The following is a 17,875-nucleotide window of genomic DNA, read 5'->3' as shown; positions in this document are numbered from 1 at the left end:
GCTCCGGCGCCGGTGCCCCGCACCCTCCCCCCCGGCCCTTCAGCCCGCGTACCTCCCGCACCGGACCGGACGCCGGGCTGCCCGCACCACCGAACGAGTCAGAAAGTTCCCGACATGCCCACAGCCTCCTCCACCGCGGCCCGGCCCGACCCCGGCATACCCGGGCAGGGCGCGGCAGACGCTCCGCCCGCCGAACCCACCGGCCTCCCGCGCCACTTCGGGCTGATCTTCGCCAGCCTCATGATCGCGATGCTGCTCGGGGCCCTCGACCAGACCATCGTCTCCACGGCCCTGCCCACGATCGTCGGCGAACTCGACGGCGTCAGCCACATGGCCTGGGTGACCACCGCGTACATCCTCGCCGCCACCATCGGCATGCCCGTCTACGGCAAGCTCGGCGACATGCTGGGCCGCAAGGCCGTCTTCCTCTCCGGCATAGCCGTCTTCATCCTGGGCTCCGCCCTCGCCGGCGCCGCGCAGTCCATGACACTCCTCGTCATCGGCCGGGCCGTGCAGGGCCTGGGCGGCGGCGGCCTGATGATCACCAGTCAGGCGATCATCGCCGACCTGGTGCCGCCCCGGCAGCGCGCCAAGTACATGGCGCCGATGGGCGCCGTGTTCGGCCTCGCCTCGGTCGCCGGACCGCTGCTCGGCGGCTGGTTCACCGACAGCTCCGACTGGCGCTGGTGCTTCTGGATCAACCTGCCGCTCGGCGCACTCGCCCTGGCCATCTGCGCCTTCGGCATGCGACTGCCGCGCCGCCACGTCAAGGTCGCCTTCGACTACGCCGGCTTCGTGCTGATGGCCGCGGCCGTCGCCTGCACGGTGCTCGTCGCCACCTGGGGCGGCAACGACTACGACTGGACCGACCCGCTGATCCTGGCCCTGGCCGCCGGAGGCGTCGCCGCCTGGATCCTGTTCTTCACGGTGGAGCGCAGGGTCGCCGAGCCCATCATCCCGCCGGGCATCTTCCGCAGCCGGATCTTCAACATCTCCACCCTGATCGGTCTCCTCGTCGTCGGCGTCGGCATGTTCGCCGTCGTCGGCTACCTGCCCACCTACCTCCAGATGGTGTACGGCAAGACCGCCACCGAGGCCGGACTGCTGATGCTGCCGATGGTCGTCGGCATCATGTCCACCGCCATCCCGTCCGGCGCCCTGATCAGCAAGACCGGCCGCTACCGGGCCTACCCCATCGCCGGCTCGGTCATCACGGGCATCGCCGTCTTCCTGATGTCGACGCTGGACGTGGACGACTCGATCGTGCTCGTCTGCGTGTACGTCTTCCTGATGGGCGCCGGCGTGGGCCTGCTGATGCAGACCCTCGTCCTCGCCGTGCAGAACGACTTCCCGGCCACCGAGGTCGGCACCGCCACCTCGTCCAACAACTTCTTCCGCGAGATCGGCGCCACCCTCGGCACCGCCGCCGTCGGCTCCGTGTTCGCCTCCCGGCTCACCGACCAGCTCGCCGCCACCCTGCCGGGCGGCGCCACCGCCTCCGTCGGCAGCTCCGAGTCGCTGACCCCCGCCCTGGTCCACGCCCTCCCGGCGCAGACCCAGTCCCTGGTCATCGACGCCTACCAGCATGCGCTGACACCAGTGTTCCTGTACCTCACGCCGGTCTTCGTCGTCGGCCTGGTGCTCGCCCTGATCCTGCCGGAGAAGCCCCTCGCCGACACACAGCCCGACGCGGCGGACGACGCCTCCGACACCACCGCCAAGGAGGCGGCCCCGCAGGCCTAGCCCGACGGGGCGGCCGGCCGACCGGACGGGTCCGTCCGGTCAGCGATCACTGACGCGACGGGGGACGGGATCGAGCCGCTGATGCGGGCCGATCCGGTCCCCGGTCCGTGGTGGAAGCGCGTCCTGGAGGCGAGCCGGTCGTCCGGGAGACGGCCGGCTCCTCCCTGCTCCTCCCGGCTCTGCAAGTAGCCTCCGGGTGAGGAGAGCTCCGCTACGAGCAGCGGGCCCTCACCGCGGGAGTGTGCGCTCATCCGTGGTGGACACCACGTGTACCCGCGCGAGGTGGAGGAGGTCCTGCTGACGCACCCGGGCGTCCGCCTCGCGGCGGTCACCGGGGTGCCGCACCCCGGCTACGGCGAAGAGATCAAGGCCGTGGTGATCCTCGAACCCGGCAGCGGTCTCTCGAAGAACGCCCTCATCGCCTGGTGCGGGGAGAAGGATGCCCTCATCGCCTGGTGCGGGGAGACGACGGCCGCGCACAAGTACCCGCGCGTCGTCGAGTTCGCCGAGACCCTGCCCATGACCGCGACGGGCAAGATCCTCGAACGGGACCTGGCCACCCCGAACGCCAACGCCTGATCAGGGCCCGTCGGCCGCCTCCCGGGGCGGCTGGACGTCCGGACGCGCCCGGGTCGTGCGGTGCAGCGCCAGTCCCAGGCCGTCGAGGAACAGCTCCAGTGCTCCGGCGTAGGCGCTGCCGTTCATGGTGTCCGCCAGGGCGTCCACCGCCTCGGCGATGTGGGGGTACTGGTCCGCCGGGAGGTCGGCGTAGGCCGCCCGCCACGCCGCGCGGTCGGCCGCGGCGGCCTCCGGGGGCAGGGCCATGGCGGCCGCGTCGATCGCCGCGAAGCCCAGGGCCAGGTCGATGAAGCGGTGGTAGTGCCGGGATGCCTCGTCGGGGGAGAAGCCGGCTCGGCGCAGGACTCCCAAACCGATCTCCACCCCTTTGATCTCGTTGGGGCGGCGGGTGACCCGCGAGGCGGCGAGGACCGCGGCCTCGCGGGTGGGCGGTGTAGACGCGGTGCAGGCCCGTCCCGATGCGGTGCAGGTCCGCACGCCGGTCACCGCTGACGTAGACATCCCGCAGGCTCATGCCGATCAGTTCGTCCGCGACCGCGAGCACGAGGTCGTCGGTGCTGCGGAAGTAGCGGTACACCGACGACGGATCCGCTCCCAGCGCGGTTCCCAGCCGGCGCACGCTCAGTGCCTCACTGCCGTGCCGGCCGAGCAGGCGGAGCGCGGTCTGCACGATCAGATCGTGATCGAGGACGGTCCCCGTCTTGGTGGGGCGGCGCCGGCGTCCGGCCGCGAGCCGTTCCGCAGGGGCCGCGCGGTCGGCGTCGTCGAAGGCACTCATACAGGCTCCGGTCTGTCGCGATGGCGGGACGCCCGGTCCACTTCCACGCCCTGGGCGACCGGGCGGTACGCGAGGCCCTCGACGCCGTCGCCGCCGCCCGCACCGCCAACGGACGGCGGGACACCCGCCCCCACCTGGCCCATCTCCAAGTCGTCCTCCCCGACGACATCCACCGCTTCCGGCACCTGGGAGCCACCGCCAACATCCAGCCCCTGTGGGCCGCCCACGAACCGCAGATGGACGAACTGACCATCCCCTTCCTCGGCCCCGGACGCTCCGCCTGGCAGTACCCCTTCGGTGACCTGCTCCGCGCCGGCACCACCTTCGCGGCGGGCAGCGACTGGCCCGTCTCCAGCCCCGACCCGCTCGCCGGCATCCACGTCGCCGTCAACCGCGTCCTGCCCGGGACGGCGGCCGAACCGTTCCTGCCCGAACAGGCCCTCGACCTCACCACCGCCCTTGCCGCCTGCACCGCGGGCAGCGCCCACGTGAACCACCTCGACGACACCGGAAGCCTCCGCCCGGGCAACCGGGCCGACCTCGTCGTCCTCGACCGCGACCCCTTCGCCGCCGCACCGGAATCGATCGCCGACACCCGCGTTCACCTCACGTACGTGGACGGCCGCCGCATGTACGCGGCACCGGAAGCCTGACGGGGTCAGGCCGTCGTGGCGGTCTGCGCGGTCAGGGCCTCGAGCAGCCAGTCGTGCGCCGAGCCGGGGGTCGGCTCGGGCCGGCCGCCCGGGGGAGTGGTCAGTTCGGCGACGAGCTCCCAGTACCGGTCGATCCTCGGGTCTGCCGTGAGCTGCCCGGACAGCAGCCGGCGGAAGTCCGGGGTGTCCCGGGTGCCGTACGCGCTCGCGTACGCGGCCACGAAGCCGTCCAGCGCCTCGCCGGGACACGGCTCCCGGTCGCGGCGCAGCTGGTCGCCCGCCAGCGCGTACGCCTCGGCCAGGCCCGCGTACAGCACGGCCGCCCCGCGGGCCCCGGTGAGCCGGTGCGCCTCGGGCTGGGGCCGCGCGGCGCCCGCACACGGGCTGGTCGTCAGCGCGTGCAGCCGGGCGAAGGCGAGCACGTGGGCCGGGGCCGGGTCGTCGGGCGGCTGAGGGACCGCCGCCTCCAGGAACGCGGCCACCGACCGGGCCGGCATCCGCGGCGGGAGCCAGGCGCGCCAGAAACGGGCCGGCGCGGCCGTGCTCGGTGGGGCCGCCACCGCGCCGACCAGGCGCAGCCGGTCGGCGCGCTCCCCGGGCGGGCAGTCCCGCACCAGCCGCAGCGCCGCCTCCCGCCAGCGCAGCGCCCTGAGCTCGGAGCCGAGCGCACGCAGCCGTCCGGCGACGGCGTCCTCCAGCACGCCGCCCTCCGCACACCCCCGGTCCTGCTCGTCGAGGATGCGGCGCACCTCGGGCACCGGCAGGTCCAGGGCGCGCAGGGACCGGATAAGGCGCAGCCGGTCCAGGGCGTCGGGGCCGTAGCGGCGGTGCCCGCCGGCGCTGCGCGAGGTCTCCGGCAGCAGACCGCGGTCGGAGTAGAAGCGGACGGTCTTGACGGTCACGCCCGCGTGCTCGGAGAGTTCGCCGATGCTCCACAGGCCGTCGTACGACATGGACAGCTGAACCTCCCTTGAACCTCGCTTGAACCTCCCTCAGGGGGAGTTCCTACCGTACCGGCGAGCGCGGGCGGCACGAGCGGGCCGGTCCGCGGACGACGACGTGCTGGAGGAGAGAGTCATGACCGTGTTCATCCTGGTGTCCGGCGTGTTCACCGGTGCCCACGTGTGGGAGGAGACGGCCGCGCGACTGACCGCGGCGGGCGCCGAGGCGCACACGGCCCCCCTCACCGGGCTCGACGGGGCCCGCCGTGCCGAGCGGACCCGGATCGACCTGGAGACCCACATCGCGGACGTGGTCGCGGTGATCGACGCGGTGGGCGCGGCGCCGGCCGGGCGGGACATCGTGCTGGTCGGCCACGACTACGGCGTCCACCCGGTGCTCGGCGCCGCCGACCGCCGGGCGGAGCGCGTCGCGCGCGTCGTCTGCGTGGACGCGGGACTGCCGCGGGACGGCGTCCCGGCCCTCGCGGCCCTGCCCGACCACGAGCTGCGCGCGCGGTCGGCCGGGCACGGCGCGACGAGCGGGACCGACGGGGAGCTGGCGCCTCCCGGCCGTGACGCGTGGCAGCGCTGGGGCAGCACCGCCGGAGTGCCCGACCCGGCGCTGGAACGGCTCACCGCCCTCGCCGCACCGCAGCCCCTGGGCACCCTGCTCCAGCCGCTGCGGCTGACCGGCGCGGTGGCCGCGGTGCCCACCACCGGCGTGCTGTGCACCGGCAACGGTGCGAGCATCGAGACCGTCCAGAGACTCGTCGACTTCGGCGACCCCGCCCTTCAGGCGCTGACCGGTCCCCGGGTGACGTTCTTCGAACTCCCCACCGGGCACTGGCCGATGCTGTCCTGCCCCGCCGAGCTGGCCGACGTCCTGCTGCGGGCCGCGTCCGGCGAAGGGCACCGGCTGGCTCCGGCCGCTCGGGCGGAACCGCCCGCGCACCTGCGGCCGTTCCTGCTCGACGTGCCCGCACTCCCGCGCGAACGCCACGACCACGTCGACCTCTACCTGCCCGAGACCGAGGGCCGGCGTCCGGCGGTGGTGTTCGTGCACGGCGGCCCGGTGCCCGCCGAGGCCGTTCCGACCCCGCGGGACTGGCCGGCCCTGGTCGGGTACGCCCGGTACGCCGCCGGGCAAGGGGTGGTGGGCGCCACCCTCGACCACCGTCTGCACGACGTGGCGCACTACGAGCGCGCCGCCGCCGACGTGGCCGCCGCGGTGGAGCTGGTGCGGGCCCATCCGCGGGTGGACCCCGACCGGGTCGCGCTGTGGTTCTTCTCGGGCGGCGGACTGCTCACGGCCGACTGGCTGGGGGCGCCGCCGGCGTGGCTGCGCTGCCTGGCGGCCACCTATCCGGTCCTGGCGCCCCTGCCGAACTGGGGTCTGGCCGACAGCCGCTTCCACCCGGCGGACGCGCTGGCCGGGGCGGGCACCCTGCCCGTCGTGCTGACCCGGGTCGGGCGGGAGACCCCCGAGATCGCCGCGACCGTCGAGGAGTTCCTGACCGCGGCCGGGGACTGCGGGGCGAACGTCGAGGTGATCGACGTGCCGCACGGCCACCACGGCTTCGAGCCCCTCGACCCGACCGGCGAGTCCCGCGAGGCCGTGCACCGCGCGATGCGCTCGGTGCTGGCCCGTCTGACGGCGTGAGCCCCGGCCCCGCCCCCGGAGGGGACCCGGCCGCCATGGCCGTCACCCAGCAACTCGCCCGGACCCCGGCGGAGTACCTCACCGCCTGCCGGCGCGCGCACGCCCTGCGCTCCCGCGCGCGCGGCCCCGTCGCCGCGGCGAGCGGCAGCGGCGCCGGCCGGAACGCGTCGGCGTGCGCGGCTACTTCGTCGGCTCCCCGCCCGCGTCCGTGCCGAGGAAGCCGGCGACGAGGGCGGCGAACTCGTCGGGGCCGGCCAGGCGGATGCCGAGGGTCTCGGCCTTGGCGCGCTTGGAGTCGGCGTTCTCCCCGGCGACGACGAGGGTGGTCTTCCTGGAGACGGTGGAGGAGGAGCGGCCGCCGGCGCGTTCGACGAGCTCGTTCATCTGGTTGCGGCTGAGCCGCTCCAGCGGGCCGGTCATCGCGCCGGTGACGACCACGGTCATGCCGTCCAGCGGACCCCCGCCGCCGGACGGCTGCTCGGGCACGGTGCCGTCCGCGGTGTCGTGTGCGGGGGTGGGCGGGGTGGCGCCGGGCTCGGTCATGTTGACGCCGACCGCGACGAGTCTGTCGATGAGCGGGCCGAGTTCCGCGGGCTCGGCCACGATGGACGGCGCCTTCTCGGTGCCGATGCCCTCCACCTGCTGGACCGTCTCGGCGTCGGCGGCGCGGAGATTGTCCATGGTGGCGAAGTACCGGGCGATCCGGCGGGACATGGAGCGGCCGGTGCCCCGCACACCGAGCGCGCACAGCACCCGCGACAGCGGCTGGTTCCTGGCCGCGGCCAGCGCCGCGAGGAGGTTGTCGGTGCTGGTGTCCCCCATGCGGTCCAGACCGAGGAGCTGGTCGCGGGTGAGGGTGAACAGGTCGGCGAGATCGGCGACCAGGCCGGCCTCGACGAGCTGGACGACCCGGGTGTGGCCGAGCCCTTCGATGTCGAGCTGGTCGCGGCCGGCGGCGTAGGAGAGGGACGCGACGAGGTGGCAGTCGCGGCCGTTCTCACAGCGCCAGCGCTGCTCGCTGCCGTCGATGCCGGACCCGCAGCGCGGACACGCCTCGGGGAAGACGATCGGCTGCTCGTCGCCGGTCCGCAGGTGAGCGACGGGCGCTTCGACACGGGGGATGACGTCACCGGCCCGGTGGACCATCACATGGTCGCCCAGGCGCAGGTCGCGGCGGGTGATGTCGGCCGGGTTGTGGAGGGTGGCGTAGGTGATCGTGGAGCCGTCGATCGTGACCGGCTCCAGGACGGCGCGGGGGGCGATGACGCCGGTGCGGCCCACGTTCCACTCCACCGCCAGCAGCCGGGTGATCTTCTCGACGGCGGGCAGCTTGAAGGCGACCGCGTGACGCGGTGCCCGCGACCCCGACCCGGCGGCCCGCTGGTCGGCGGCGAGGTCGGCCTTGACCACGATCCCGTCGATCCCGAACGGCAGTCCGGGCCGCAGGGCCTCGATCTCCCGCACCCTCCCGAGGACCTCGTCGACGGTGCCGGCGGTGACGCCGGGCACGGCGGTGGCGGCGGTCGTGTTCACCCCGAGGGCGGCGGCCCGGGCCATCAGGTCGCTGTGCGCGGCCTCCGCCAGCCGGCCGGCGAGCGCGGACCCGGTGCCGGCGAGGGGCAGCAGGCCGTAGCCGAAGAACGTCATCGGCACCGTGTACGCGCGGTCCCTGGCACGCAGGGTGCCCGCCGCGGCGTTGCGCGGGTTGGCGAAGGGCTGGCCGCCGTGCGCGGTGCGCACCTCGTTGGCGTGCTCGAACTGGGCGGTGGTCATCAGGACTTCACCGCGCACCTCCACCGAGACCGGCTCGGCCAGTTGCTCCGGCAGGCCCTCGACGGTGCCGATCGCGTGCGAGACGTCCTCCCCGGCCGTCCCGTCGCCCCGGGTGATCAGCCGCGTCAGGCGGCCGTCGGTGTAGCGGGCCGCGATCGCCAGGCCGTCCAGTTTCGGCTCGACACTGAACCGCTCCACTTCGTGACCGACACGGCGGGCCAGCGACGCGGCCCACGCGGCGAACTCGTCCGGCGAGAACACGTTGTCCAGGCTCAGCATCGCCACCGTGTGCGGGACGTCCCCCCCCGACGGCGCCGCCGGCGACCTTCCCGGTCGGCGAGTCGGGCACCACCTGCCCGGGATGGTCCGCCTCCCAGGCCGCGATGCCGCGCACCAGCCGGTCGTAGGCGTCGTCGTCCAGTGCCGAGGTGCCCCCGGAGTAGTAGGCGGCCGACGCCTTCACCGCGTCCTCGACCGCCTGTGCGTAGGCGGTGGCGTCCACGATCACTGCAGCAGGTGTTGTCATGCGGGTCATCCTGCCTGCCACCACTGACAACGCCCCTCCGCCGCCGGGCCACGCTCGGGCCGGGGGAGGGACCGGCGAAGCCGGCCGTCCGGCCGCCCGACGCGTCCGCGCGGTTGCTACGCTCCCCGGATGAGGATTCCGGGACCCGATGAGATCCGTGCCCTGCACGAGAAGTACGCGCCGACCGCCGAGGCGTTGGCGCTGGTGCACGCGCACTGCGAGGTCGTCTGGTCCATCGCCGAGCAACTCCTCTCCGCGCCGCACCTGCGTCATCTCGACGCCGAACTGGTCCGCGCCGGCTGCCTCCTCCACGACATCGGCGTCTACCGCCTCTACGGGGACGACGGACGGCTGGACCACGAGAACTACATCCGGCACGGACTGCTCGGCCACGCCCTCCTCCAGGACGAAGGCCTCCCCGAGGTCCTGTGCCGCTTCTGCTCCCACCACACCGGAGTGGGAGTCACGAAGAACGACGTCCTGAGCCAGGGCCTCCCGCTGCCCGTCGCCGACTACCTGGCGGTGACGGACGAGGAGAAGCTGGTGATGTACGCGGACAAGTTCCACAGCAAGTCCAGGCCCACGGCGTTCCTCTCCGCCGACGAGTACGCCGCCCACGTCCGCCGCTTCGGCGAGGACAAGGTCACCGCCTTCCAGGCCCTGCGCGCACGGTTCGGCGACCCGGACCTCGCTGTTCCGGTGCCGCGCGGATGACGTGTCCGGCCGCCGCCCGTGACCGCGCTTCCACCCCGGCCGCGGCGGGGACGGGACCCTCCGCCGCGGCCGGGGCCGGCCGGGTCAGGACAGGTTCTTCTGCAGGACGTCCCAGTCGGTGGAGCACAGACCGCAGTTCGGCCCGACGAACTGGGCGCGCGCGGCGGTGTCGCCCTTGAGCTGCCACTTCAGCCAGTTCACGCCGACCCGCCCGAACTCACCGCCGTTCGGTTCGGCGTAGGTGCCGTAGTGCCCGACGTCCAGGTTGCCCATGAAGGCGGGCAGCCCGGCGGGGAGCCGGGACCAGTCGTCCATGGCGTTCTCGTACGCGATGTCGTCCGGCCCGCCGACGAAGTAGGCGATCGGCGCGTGCAGGTCGGGCAGCTGGGTCCATTTGTCGAGCAGGCTCAGCAGTCCGCTGTTCCACATCACGGTGGTGTCGATGCGCGGATCGTCCGCCACCTCCATGGTCTCCAGCCCGCCGCAGGACTGGCCCATCACCGCGACCTCGGACGTGTCGATCCTGCCCCTGTACTTGCTGAGCGGGTCGTTGTTCTCCGCGATCGCCCAGTCGACCGCCTCGATGAGCATGTCCGAGGAGGTCTGGCCGGTACCGCCGGGGCGGCCGTTGGCGATGACCAGGAAGCCGTGCGAGGCGAACTCGGTGAGGATGTTCTGGAACCAGGTGCCGTCCGCCCGGCACGCCCCGTTGCCCCAGGCCACGATCGGCAGTTTCCCGCTGGCCGGCAGGGTGTCCGGCCGGTAGACGGTGTGGTCGGGCAGATCGGAGACCGTCTCGTAGCCGGCCGGATACGGTCCTGTGCCGCCCGCCGCCAGGGCCGCGGTGTCCGCGGCTGCCGCGGTGGCCGGGGTGAGGAGTGCGGCGAGGAGCAGACCCGCCGCCGCGCCGGAGATACGGCGCATCAGGTGCTTCATTCCTGTGACACCTCCTGGATGGGGAACCCCCGTCGGTCGAGCAAGCTAGGGGCGGTGTCCGGGAGGTGTCACCGGCGGAGCCGGAAGACTGGCGAAAGTACCGATGACGACGGACGCGACGGACGGGCCGTTCCGGTCACGGGCCGGCGCAACAGCCGTCGGCCGCCGTTGTCAGTGGCCGCTCCTATGGTGTGAGCAGTGGGACCCGCCGGAAAGACCGCGGGTCCGTGTTCGGGGAGGGGCTGTCATGTCTGCGGGGTCCGCGGTGTCGACGACGTATCTGGAGCTGTCGCAGGAGAGCGGAGGCGCGCACAAGTTCTACGAAGTGGCCGTCGACGGCCAGGTGGTGACGCTGCGGTACGGGCGGATCGGCGCCGCCGGCCAGACCCAGACGACGACGTTCCCGACCCCGCAGAAGGCGCAGGCCGCCGCCGCGAAGAAGGTGGGGGAGAAGGTCCGCAAGGGATACGCCCCGGCTGTCGCCGGACAGCGGGCCCCCCGCGCGGTGACCCGGCGTCAGGTGTCGTCGGCTCCGTCCACCGCGCGCGCCGTGGCCCCGGTGCTGTGGCGGTTCCGCACGGGCTCGTCGGCGTTCGGCATCCACGTCGACGACCGGCACTGCTGGGTCGGCAACCAGTCCGGTGACGTGTACACCCTGGACCACGACGGCGGCGTCCTCGCCCGCTTCAGCCTGCCGGACGGCGTCAAGTGCCTGGTCGCCGACGACTTCTGGATCTACGCCGGCTGCGACGACGGCAAGGTCTACGACCTGTCCTCCAAGCTGCCGTTCGCCGCGTACGACATCGCCGCGGACGTCGACATCTTCTGGCTGGACATCCACGAGGGCATCCTGAACGTCTCCGACCGCGACGGCCGGCTCACCGTCATCGACCACGAGGACGAACACCAGTGGGCCCGCCGCAGCCAGGGCGAGCACGCCTGGATGGTCCGCGCCGACGACCGGGCCGTCTACCACGGTCACTACCGCGGCGTCACCGCCTACGCGCCCGACGGCGGCGGCGAACTGTGGCACACGCCCACCCGGGGCGGGGTGCTGTTCGGCTGGCAGGAGGACGACGCCGTGTACGCGGGAACCGCGCACCGCGTGGTGCAGCGACTGTCGAAGGCGACCGGCGGCATCGAGGCCACCTACGCCTGCGACAGCGCGGTGTACTCGTGCGCCACGTCGCCCGGCGGCCGGTTCGTCTTCGCCGGCGACGCCTCCTCCTCCGTCTACTGCTTCGACCAGGACGGTACGCGGCTGTGGAAGCTGGGTACGGGCGGAGGCTCGGCGCTGTCGATGCAGTACCGCGAGGAGCGGCTGTACCTGGTGACCACGGACGGCTCCCTGGTGTGCGTGGACGCGAGTGAGGCGGCCGTCGCCGCGGCCCAGCAGGGCACGGTGCCGGTGGCGCGGGACATCAAGCTCGCCGCGGCCCTGCCGGTCCACGCGCCGGCGACGGCCGCGGACGCGGTGGCCGGCGTGGACCGGGCTCCCGCCGGAACGGTCGTGGTCGAGTGCGTCAGCGAGGGCGGCCGGCTCCGCGTGCACGTGGTGTCCGACGGCTACGACTCGTCCTGGAGGGTCCAGTTCCCCCGCGCGATACGGGTACCCGGGGCACGCTACGTCGTGGACGCGCTGCACCCGGCGGCCGGCGGCTTCTACCGGGTCCGCGGCGACATCCGGCGCCTGCTGTAGACCGGGACGGACACACCCTCGGCCCGCGCGAGCGCGACCGGGCCGGTGCCGCAAGCCCTCGGCCTCACCCCGCGCGACGAGACCGGCGTGGCCGGGGGCCCGGCCCGGACCGCTGAGCCTCCCGCCCGTCCGGGTTCCGTCCGACCCGTCCCCGCCCCGCCCGTCCCCGTCCGTTCCGTCCCCGCCCCGTCCTGCCCCAGCCGACCGTTCGTCGCAGACCACCCGGTACCCGGCACCCGGTACCCGGCATCACAGCTCTTCTACAGAGTGACGGGTATCCCGCCCGCCAATCCCTACGGAGCGTGGTGGTGCCCGGGGCGCCGGAGAGATCAGAATGCCGTAGACAGCGGCCGACCCTGATGTCGGCCGCACACGGACCGGGTCTTCGGAGCGGACGGCGCCACAGGCGCCGCCCAGGCCGAGCGGGAGGACGAACAGCGTGATGGGCGAGCTGACCACGAACGACGGCATACGTCTGGTCTTCCGGGACAGCGGCGGCGGCGGAGTGCCGCTGGTCATGCTCCACGGGTGGGGGCAGACGCAGGCGATGTTCCACCACCAGACGGAAGGCCTGGCGCCGTCACGCCGTGTCATCACGCTCGACCTGCGCGGCCACGGACTCTCCGCCAAGCCGCGGCACGGCTACCGCATCGCCCGGCTGGCCCGCGACGTCCTCGACCTCGTGGACCACCTCGGGCTGGAGCGGTTCGACGCGCTGGGCTGGTCGATGGGCGTGTCGGTGTGGTGGAGCTTCATCGACCAGTTCGGCACGGACCGGATCCGCCGGTTCGTCGCCGTCGACCAGCCGGCCGCCGTCGCCGCCGTTCCGTGGATGACCCCGGAAGAACAGCGCGAGTCGGGGGCGATCTTCGACGTGGCCGGGCTGCTGGAACTGGGGGCCGCGCTGGCGGGCCCGGACGGGGAGCGGGTCCGCCACGACTTCGTCCGCGGCATGTTCACCGGCGATCCGGACCCCGAGATACTCGCCTTCGTCGCCCGGGAGATCACCTCGACACCGGCCTACGCGGGCGTGCCGCTGCTGTTCGACCACTGCGCCCAGGACTGGCGGGACCTCCTCCCGCGGGTCGACGTGCCGACGCTGGTCATCGGCTGTGACGGCAGCCATGTGCACCCCGACTCGCAGCGGTACATCGCCGACCGCATTCCCGACGCCCGGCTGCACGTCTTCCCCACCGACGTGGCCGGCTCGCACTTCCCGTTCCTCGAGAACCCGCCCGCCTTCAACGCCGTGGTCGAGAAGTTCCTCTCCTGAGGCGCGGCCGCCGCACCTGACCGGGCACCCGGCCCGCGCCGACGAGCGGCCTGCGGACGACACTCCCTCCATATCCTTTCCTTGACGCGACTGGAGCAGAAAATGACCACGTCGGTCCGGTCGACCATGTCCGAACCCGAGGAGAACGAATTCCTCTCCGATCACCTCGGGGCCGATTCCGGTCGGTTCATGGCTCTTCCCCTTCCTCCTCACGCGGGCGCCGCTGAAAGCCTCTACCTGGGCCTGTGTCTGGAGAACTGCACCACGGAGACGGACTGGGGGCATGAGCTTTCCGTGGCGGCCGGCGACCTGCTGTTCATGGGAACGAAGCCTCCTTCCCTCCCCATCTACGGGGACGCCTTCGCCTTCTTTCGAATTCCCTTCCTGTACCTGGGCATATCGGCCCGGGAAGGGACGCGCCTCGCCGGCCTGCACGTGCGGGGCGACTCGGGCGTCGCCGCGCTGGCGTCGCAGTTCCTCGGGTCGTTCGCCCAGGACGAGTGGCTCGCCCGGTCCCACAGCGGCCGGCGGCTCGCCCTCAACGCCGCCGATCTGCTGGCCCTGCTGGTCGCGGAGTTGCCGGCGGCGCGGCGGACCGCCCACGCGGACACCAGGGACGCGGTGATGTGCCGTATCCGCGCCCACATCGATGAGCACCTGGGAGACCCGGAGCTGGGCCCGGAGTCGATCGCCCGCGCGCACTTCATGTCGGTGCGCTACCTGCACAAGCTGTTCCAGCGGGACGGCGTCACGGTGAGCGCCTACATCCGCCGTCGCCGTCTCGACGCGTGCCGTCTCGAACTGGGCCGGCCGCCGAACCGCAGGCGCTCCGTGGCCGCGGTGGCACAGACCTACGGATTCGTCAGCCCCTCCCATTTCAGCCGGGTTTTCCGCAGTGCCTTCGGCACGTCTCCCAGCCAGTGGCAGGAGAGGGTTCCGAGCAAATCCGCGGACCATTCCTGAGGTGCGGGGAAACGACTGCGGCACGGTCGGAGAACAGCCGACCCGCACCGCGGGGAACGGGACACCGGCGGAATGCGGTGACGGGGCACCGGCGGAATGCGGTGACGGAACACGTCCGGTGCACGGTGGCAACGGCCGCCGGCTCGCACCGCCCCGCCTCGGGAGAACATCCGGCTCACGCAGCTGCCTGATCCTCACCCCTTTCATTCACTCACAGCGCCCGGTGCGCGGGCGCCCCATGTCGGGAGATCCACCCATGTCCCCTTCCCCACCCACCGTCGTCCTCGTGCACGGCGCGTTCGCCGACGCCGCCGGCTGGCTCGGTGTCATCGACGAACTCCAGCGCGACGGCATCCGGGTTCTCGCACCCCCCAACCCGCTGCGCGGCCTCGCCTCGGACGCCGCCTACCTCACGTCGGTCGTCGAGCAGATCGACGGCCCGGTCGTCCTGGCCGGTCACTCCTACGGCGGCGCGCTGATCACCGTCGCGGGCACCGCGAGCAACGTCGTCGGCCTGGTCTACGTCGCCGCGTACGTCCTCGAAGAGGGGGAGAGCCTCGGCGAACTGCAAGGCCGCTTCCCCGGTTCCCCGCTGGCCGCGCACCTCGAACAGTGGACCTGCCCCGCCCCCGACGGCGGTACGGCCACCGAGGTGACCATCTCCGCCGAGGCGTTCCCCGAGGTGTTCGCCGCCGACGTCTCCCCGTCCGTCGCCCGTATCCTCGCCGTCTCCCAACGGCCTCTGGTCACCTCGGCGTTCACCGAGACCGCGGCGGCGGCAGCCTGGCGGGCCAGGCCGGTGTGGGCGGTCGTCGCCGGGGCGGACCAGGCCATCAACCCCGAGGTGGAGCGGTTCGGCGCGGAGCGGGCGGGCGCGACCGTCGTCGAACTCGACGGAGCCTCCCACGCGGTCGCCCTCTCCCGGCCGAAGGCGGTCGCCGACGTGATCCGCGACGCGGTCCACGCGACGACGCGCTGACCGCCGGCGTGTGCCGTCCAGCCGGCCCGCCTCCGTCGGCGCCGTGGCCGCGCCGCCCGCTGCCGGACCCCACCGAGGCCTGACGGCGCACGCCGACATCACGTCCGTCCCCGACACGCCACGACCACTTCGAGGTGAGACCCATGACCACGCCCCCGCTGCCCGAGCAGGGACTGCGCCCCCCGAGCGACATCATCGCCCTGGACGTCACCGTCGGACTGCTGGTCGGCGACGCCGAACTCCTGCCGATCCCGGCCCGGTTCGTCTACGACCCGCGGCTCCCCTTCGAGGTACGCCTGGAGCTGCCCGGCCCCGACGGCGCGCGTGCCGCGCCATGGGTCTTCGCCCGGGACCTGCTCACGAACGGTCTGCGCCGCCCTTCGGGAGAGGGAGACGTCCGTGTCCACCCGCCGTGCCGGTGCCACGGACAGCAGGACACCCGCGTCCATCTGCACGGCACGAGCGGCACTGCCCTCCTGCACATCCCCGAACAGCCGCTGCGCGCCTGGCTCGTGCGCACCTGGGAGGCGGTCGCCCCCGGCGAGGAGAGCGGACGGATCGACTGGACCACGGCCCTGGACGGACTGCTGCCCGATTGAGCGCCCGCCCTACGCCGGGGTGTCCTGGTCCTTCGGGGCCAGCAGCTCCCGCACCTGGAGGCCCAGGTGCAGCACGAGCCGGTCGCGGCCGTCGTCCAGATCGAGACCGGTGATCTCCTGGATCTGCTTCAACCGGTAGTACAGCGAGGTGCGGTGGATCTGGAGCGCCTCGGCGGTGCGGGGCACGGACCCCGCGTGCTCCAGGAAACTCCGGAGCGTGTCCACCAGCCGGTGCCCTCCGGCCGCCTCCAGCAGGGTGCGCAGCGGCTGGGGCAGCAGTGACGGGTTGAGCGCGCGGTCCGGCAGCTGGAACAGCACCGCGAACTCGCCGAGCTCGTCCCAGTCGCCGACGCGCCCGAGGTGCGGCATGCGGCGCGCGGCGCGCGCGGCGACGAGCGCCTGCTCGTAGGAGATCCAGGCGTCCGCGAGTCCGTCCTGGCGTCCTCCGACGCCGACCACCGCTCCCGCCGAGGCCCCCAGGTAGGTGTCGAGCGCCTCGACGATGCGGGTGCACTGGGCGGTCACCTCCTGCGCCCGCAGCGGCCGTTCGCCGACCTGGAGCAGGACCGCCCGGTCACCGTTGACCGCGAGGAGCCCGTGCGCCGACCGGGTCCGGCGGAAGCCCTCCAGCGCGCCGCGCAGCGCGACCTCCACCTGACCGGACGCCTCCAGGGAACCCGGCGCACGGACGACGGTGACCAGGGCGTGGGGCGCGTCGGGCACCAGCCCGCCCTCCGCCAGCTGCCGGTGCGCCGTGCCGCGGCCCACAGGGCTCGCGCCCAGCAGCCCCAGCAGCAGCTCCTGCGCGTGGGCCTCCTCGGCGTCGCCCGCCCTGTGCTCCGCGTACATCTGCGCGGCGACGGCGGGGGCAGTCCGGGAGATGGCCCCGATCTCCTCCTCGGTGAGGTCCTTGTCCGGCGCCATGACCATCAGCAGGCCGAGCAGGTGCCCGCGCTCGCGCAGGGGGACGCAGTAGCGGGCGTTGAGCCCGAGGTCGTCGCGACCCTCGATGTATCCCGGGGCACGCCATTGAGCGACGCCCTGGTCGAGGACGTAGCGGATGATGTCGTCATCGGCCTGCCCCTGCAACAGGCTGCGGATCCGCACCGCGTCCGCGTCCCCGTAATGCCGGCTGGAGCAGATGAACCGTACGACCGGGTCGTCCAGCACCACCGACCGGCCGAGGAACTGCGCGAGTTCCTCGATCAGAGTCTGCAGAGCATCGCTGCCCACCCGGGCCCGTCGGAGCGGTTCGACCACGGCCATCCTTTCGTCGGATGGTCTTTCTACAAGCCGTGAATCCCTGGGATCAAATCTTCAACAATCCGAGAACACCTGGCCGTGCCATGCCGTGCCATGCCTGGCCCGGCCTGGCCTGGCCTGGCCCGGCATGGCACGGCACGGCACGTGGTGGTGCCGGATGCCGGCGATCGTGCGTTCGTTTGCGAGACAGGTGTGCGTGGCGGCGGCTATCTTGCTGCCCGTTCCGGGCAGCGCGCCCGCCCGTCCGACGGAGAGAGCCGAGTCGATGACCGTCCCCGCACCCGTCCCGCCGCCTCCCGTCGACCCGCCGGCTACCACCGCCGGCAGCCGTCCCTCCGCCCGGTGGAGAGCGCCGCTGATCGCGGCGGTCGTGGCCTGCGGCGCGGGGGTGGGTCTCGGCTGGCTGCTGTGGGCCGGCGGGGACAGCGCGGCCGCCGGTACCGGTCTGGGCGACGCCCGGGCCGACGCGGCGGGCGCCTGCCAGGCGTTCCGCCGGGTTCCGGAGCTGAGCGCCGTCTACGGTGGTTCCGACAGCGCCTTCGAGGCCCGCTACAACCGCGTGGGGGCCGCTGCCGCGCTGGCCCACTCCGCGGCCGAACTGGACGACCGCTACGACGACCTGGACACGGCGCTGCAGAACGTCGTGCGCCGTTTGCAGACCAACGACGTGAAGGGCGCGGAGGCCGTGGCCGCCCGCAACGAGGTGCGCACCCTGTGCGCGACGTACGACGACTAGAGCCGCTCTCCAGGGCCGGCAAAGACCGGCCGCCCCCGGCAGACCGGCCGCCCCCGGCGG

At 73.3% G+C, this 17,875-nt stretch carries 13 protein-coding genes and 3 pseudogenes; 11 read left to right on the top strand and 5 right to left on the bottom strand.

What is annotated here, in order from left to right; translation table 11 throughout:
• Window positions 1-114: 114 nt before the first annotated feature.
• A complete protein-coding gene (locus ACFV9M_RS16800) occupies window positions 115-1,743 on the top strand; it encodes an MDR family MFS transporter (protein ID WP_385063295.1) in 1,629 nt (542 codons plus the stop codon).
• 267 nt (window positions 1,744-2,010) lie between these two features.
• On the top strand, window positions 2,011-2,322 hold the full coding sequence (locus ACFV9M_RS16795) for a hypothetical protein (protein WP_385063293.1): 312 nt from the start codon (window positions 2,011-2,013) through the stop codon (window positions 2,320-2,322).
• Here ACFV9M_RS16795 and ACFV9M_RS16790 read toward each other — a convergent pair.
• Window positions 2,323-3,100: pseudogene (locus tag ACFV9M_RS16790) on the bottom strand (TetR/AcrR family transcriptional regulator).
• A 26-nt stretch (window positions 3,101-3,126) separates the two neighbouring features.
• On the opposite strand from ACFV9M_RS16790, the pseudogene ACFV9M_RS16785 reads away from it, so the two are divergent.
• Window positions 3,127-3,753: pseudogene (locus ACFV9M_RS16785) on the top strand (amidohydrolase family protein); the annotation flags it as partial.
• A gap of 5 nt (window positions 3,754-3,758) precedes the next feature.
• Here the strand turns inward: ACFV9M_RS16785 and ACFV9M_RS16780 are convergent.
• Window positions 3,759-4,712, bottom strand: coding sequence for a MerR family transcriptional regulator (locus ACFV9M_RS16780; RefSeq protein ID WP_385063420.1), 954 nt, complete (start codon window positions 4,710-4,712; stop codon window positions 3,759-3,761).
• Window positions 4,713-4,830: 118 nt separating this feature from the next.
• Between ACFV9M_RS16780 and ACFV9M_RS16775 the strand changes: the two genes are divergently transcribed.
• Window positions 4,831-6,354, top strand: a complete 1,524-nt coding sequence (locus ACFV9M_RS16775) for an alpha/beta fold hydrolase (protein WP_385063289.1) — start codon at window positions 4,831-4,833, stop codon at window positions 6,352-6,354.
• Window positions 6,355-6,534: 180 nt separating this feature from the next.
• Here the strand turns inward: ACFV9M_RS16775 and ligA are convergent.
• Window positions 6,535-8,653, bottom strand: a pseudogene (gene ligA, locus ACFV9M_RS16770) (NAD-dependent DNA ligase LigA).
• A 129-nt stretch (window positions 8,654-8,782) separates the two neighbouring features.
• Between ligA and ACFV9M_RS16765 the strand changes: the two are divergent.
• Window positions 8,783-9,367 carry an HD domain-containing protein gene (locus ACFV9M_RS16765; protein ID WP_385063287.1) on the top strand — a complete coding sequence of 195 codons (585 nt, stop codon included), beginning with the start codon at window positions 8,783-8,785 and terminating at the stop codon, window positions 9,365-9,367.
• Between the two features lie 84 nt (window positions 9,368-9,451).
• Here ACFV9M_RS16765 and ACFV9M_RS16760 read toward each other — a convergent pair whose 3' ends face one another.
• Window positions 9,452-10,303, bottom strand: a complete 852-nt coding sequence (locus tag ACFV9M_RS16760; protein WP_385063285.1) for a hypothetical protein — start codon at window positions 10,301-10,303, stop codon at window positions 9,452-9,454.
• Window positions 10,304-10,550: 247 nt separating this feature from the next.
• Between ACFV9M_RS16760 and ACFV9M_RS16755 the strand changes: the two genes are divergently transcribed.
• The 5 genes from ACFV9M_RS16755 to ACFV9M_RS16735 all read left to right on the top strand — a co-directional run bounded on the left by ACFV9M_RS16755 (window position 10,551) and on the right by ACFV9M_RS16735 (window position 15,816).
• Window positions 10,551-12,002 (top strand): WGR domain-containing protein, encoded by a 1,452-nt coding sequence (locus tag ACFV9M_RS16755; protein ID WP_385063283.1) that lies wholly within the window; start codon window positions 10,551-10,553, stop codon window positions 12,000-12,002.
• A gap of 442 nt (window positions 12,003-12,444) precedes the next feature.
• The gene (locus tag ACFV9M_RS16750; RefSeq protein ID WP_385063281.1) at window positions 12,445-13,275 is read left to right on the top strand and encodes an alpha/beta fold hydrolase; all 831 of its coding nucleotides are present in this window, start codon (window positions 12,445-12,447) and stop codon (window positions 13,273-13,275) included.
• A gap of 189 nt (window positions 13,276-13,464) precedes the next feature.
• Complete coding sequence (locus ACFV9M_RS16745) at window positions 13,465-14,238, top strand: helix-turn-helix domain-containing protein (protein ID WP_385063279.1); 774 nt, start codon at window positions 13,465-13,467, stop codon at window positions 14,236-14,238.
• 256 nt (window positions 14,239-14,494) lie between these two features.
• Window positions 14,495-15,217, top strand: coding sequence for an alpha/beta fold hydrolase (locus tag ACFV9M_RS16740; RefSeq protein ID WP_385063277.1), 723 nt, complete (start codon window positions 14,495-14,497; stop codon window positions 15,215-15,217).
• A 143-nt stretch (window positions 15,218-15,360) separates the two neighbouring features.
• Window positions 15,361-15,816, top strand: coding sequence for an SsgA family sporulation/cell division regulator (locus ACFV9M_RS16735; RefSeq protein ID WP_385063275.1), 456 nt, complete (start codon window positions 15,361-15,363; stop codon window positions 15,814-15,816).
• Between the two features lie 9 nt (window positions 15,817-15,825).
• Here the strand turns inward: ACFV9M_RS16735 and ACFV9M_RS16730 are convergent, their stop codons facing one another.
• Complete coding sequence (locus tag ACFV9M_RS16730) at window positions 15,826-17,076, bottom strand: PucR family transcriptional regulator (RefSeq protein WP_385063273.1); 1,251 nt, start codon at window positions 17,074-17,076, stop codon at window positions 15,826-15,828.
• 268 nt (window positions 17,077-17,344) lie between these two features.
• On the opposite strand from ACFV9M_RS16730, the gene ACFV9M_RS16725 reads away from it, so the two are divergent.
• Window positions 17,345-17,815: a hypothetical protein gene (locus ACFV9M_RS16725; RefSeq protein ID WP_385063271.1), complete on the top strand. Its 471-nt coding sequence runs from the start codon at window positions 17,345-17,347 to the stop codon at window positions 17,813-17,815.
• The last annotated feature ends 60 nt before the right edge of the window (window positions 17,816-17,875 follow it).

Source organism: Streptomyces sp. NPDC059895, assembly GCF_042731035.1.
GTDB lineage: Bacteria > Actinomycetota > Actinomycetes > Streptomycetales > Streptomycetaceae > Streptomyces.
Note: the sequence above shows the minus strand (reverse complement) of the source record. Positions and strands in the feature narration are given on the sequence as shown.

What these genes read in the sequence shown, in the direction of transcription:
- ACFV9M_RS16760 (WP_385063285.1), bottom strand. Translation starts at nt 10,303, where the DNA reads ATGAAGCACCTGATGCGCCGTATCTCCGGCGCGGCGGCGGGTCTGCTC.
- ACFV9M_RS16765 (WP_385063287.1), top strand. Translation starts at nt 8,783, where the DNA reads ATGAGGATTCCGGGACCCGATGAGATCCGTGCCCTGCACGAGAAGTAC.
- ACFV9M_RS16735 (WP_385063275.1), top strand. Translation starts at nt 15,361, where the DNA reads ATGACCACGCCCCCGCTGCCCGAGCAGGGACTGCGCCCCCCGAGCGAC.
- ACFV9M_RS16740 (WP_385063277.1), top strand. Translation starts at nt 14,495, where the DNA reads ATGTCCCCTTCCCCACCCACCGTCGTCCTCGTGCACGGCGCGTTCGCC.
- ACFV9M_RS16745 (WP_385063279.1), top strand. Translation starts at nt 13,465, where the DNA reads ATGGCTCTTCCCCTTCCTCCTCACGCGGGCGCCGCTGAAAGCCTCTAC.
- ACFV9M_RS16750 (WP_385063281.1), top strand. Translation starts at nt 12,445, where the DNA reads ATGGGCGAGCTGACCACGAACGACGGCATACGTCTGGTCTTCCGGGAC.
- ACFV9M_RS16800 (WP_385063295.1), top strand. Translation starts at nt 115, where the DNA reads ATGCCCACAGCCTCCTCCACCGCGGCCCGGCCCGACCCCGGCATACCC.
- ACFV9M_RS16725 (WP_385063271.1), top strand. Translation starts at nt 17,345, where the DNA reads ATGACCGTCCCCGCACCCGTCCCGCCGCCTCCCGTCGACCCGCCGGCT.
- ACFV9M_RS16755 (WP_385063283.1), top strand. Translation starts at nt 10,551, where the DNA reads ATGTCTGCGGGGTCCGCGGTGTCGACGACGTATCTGGAGCTGTCGCAG.
- ACFV9M_RS16775 (WP_385063289.1), top strand. Translation starts at nt 4,831, where the DNA reads ATGACCGTGTTCATCCTGGTGTCCGGCGTGTTCACCGGTGCCCACGTG.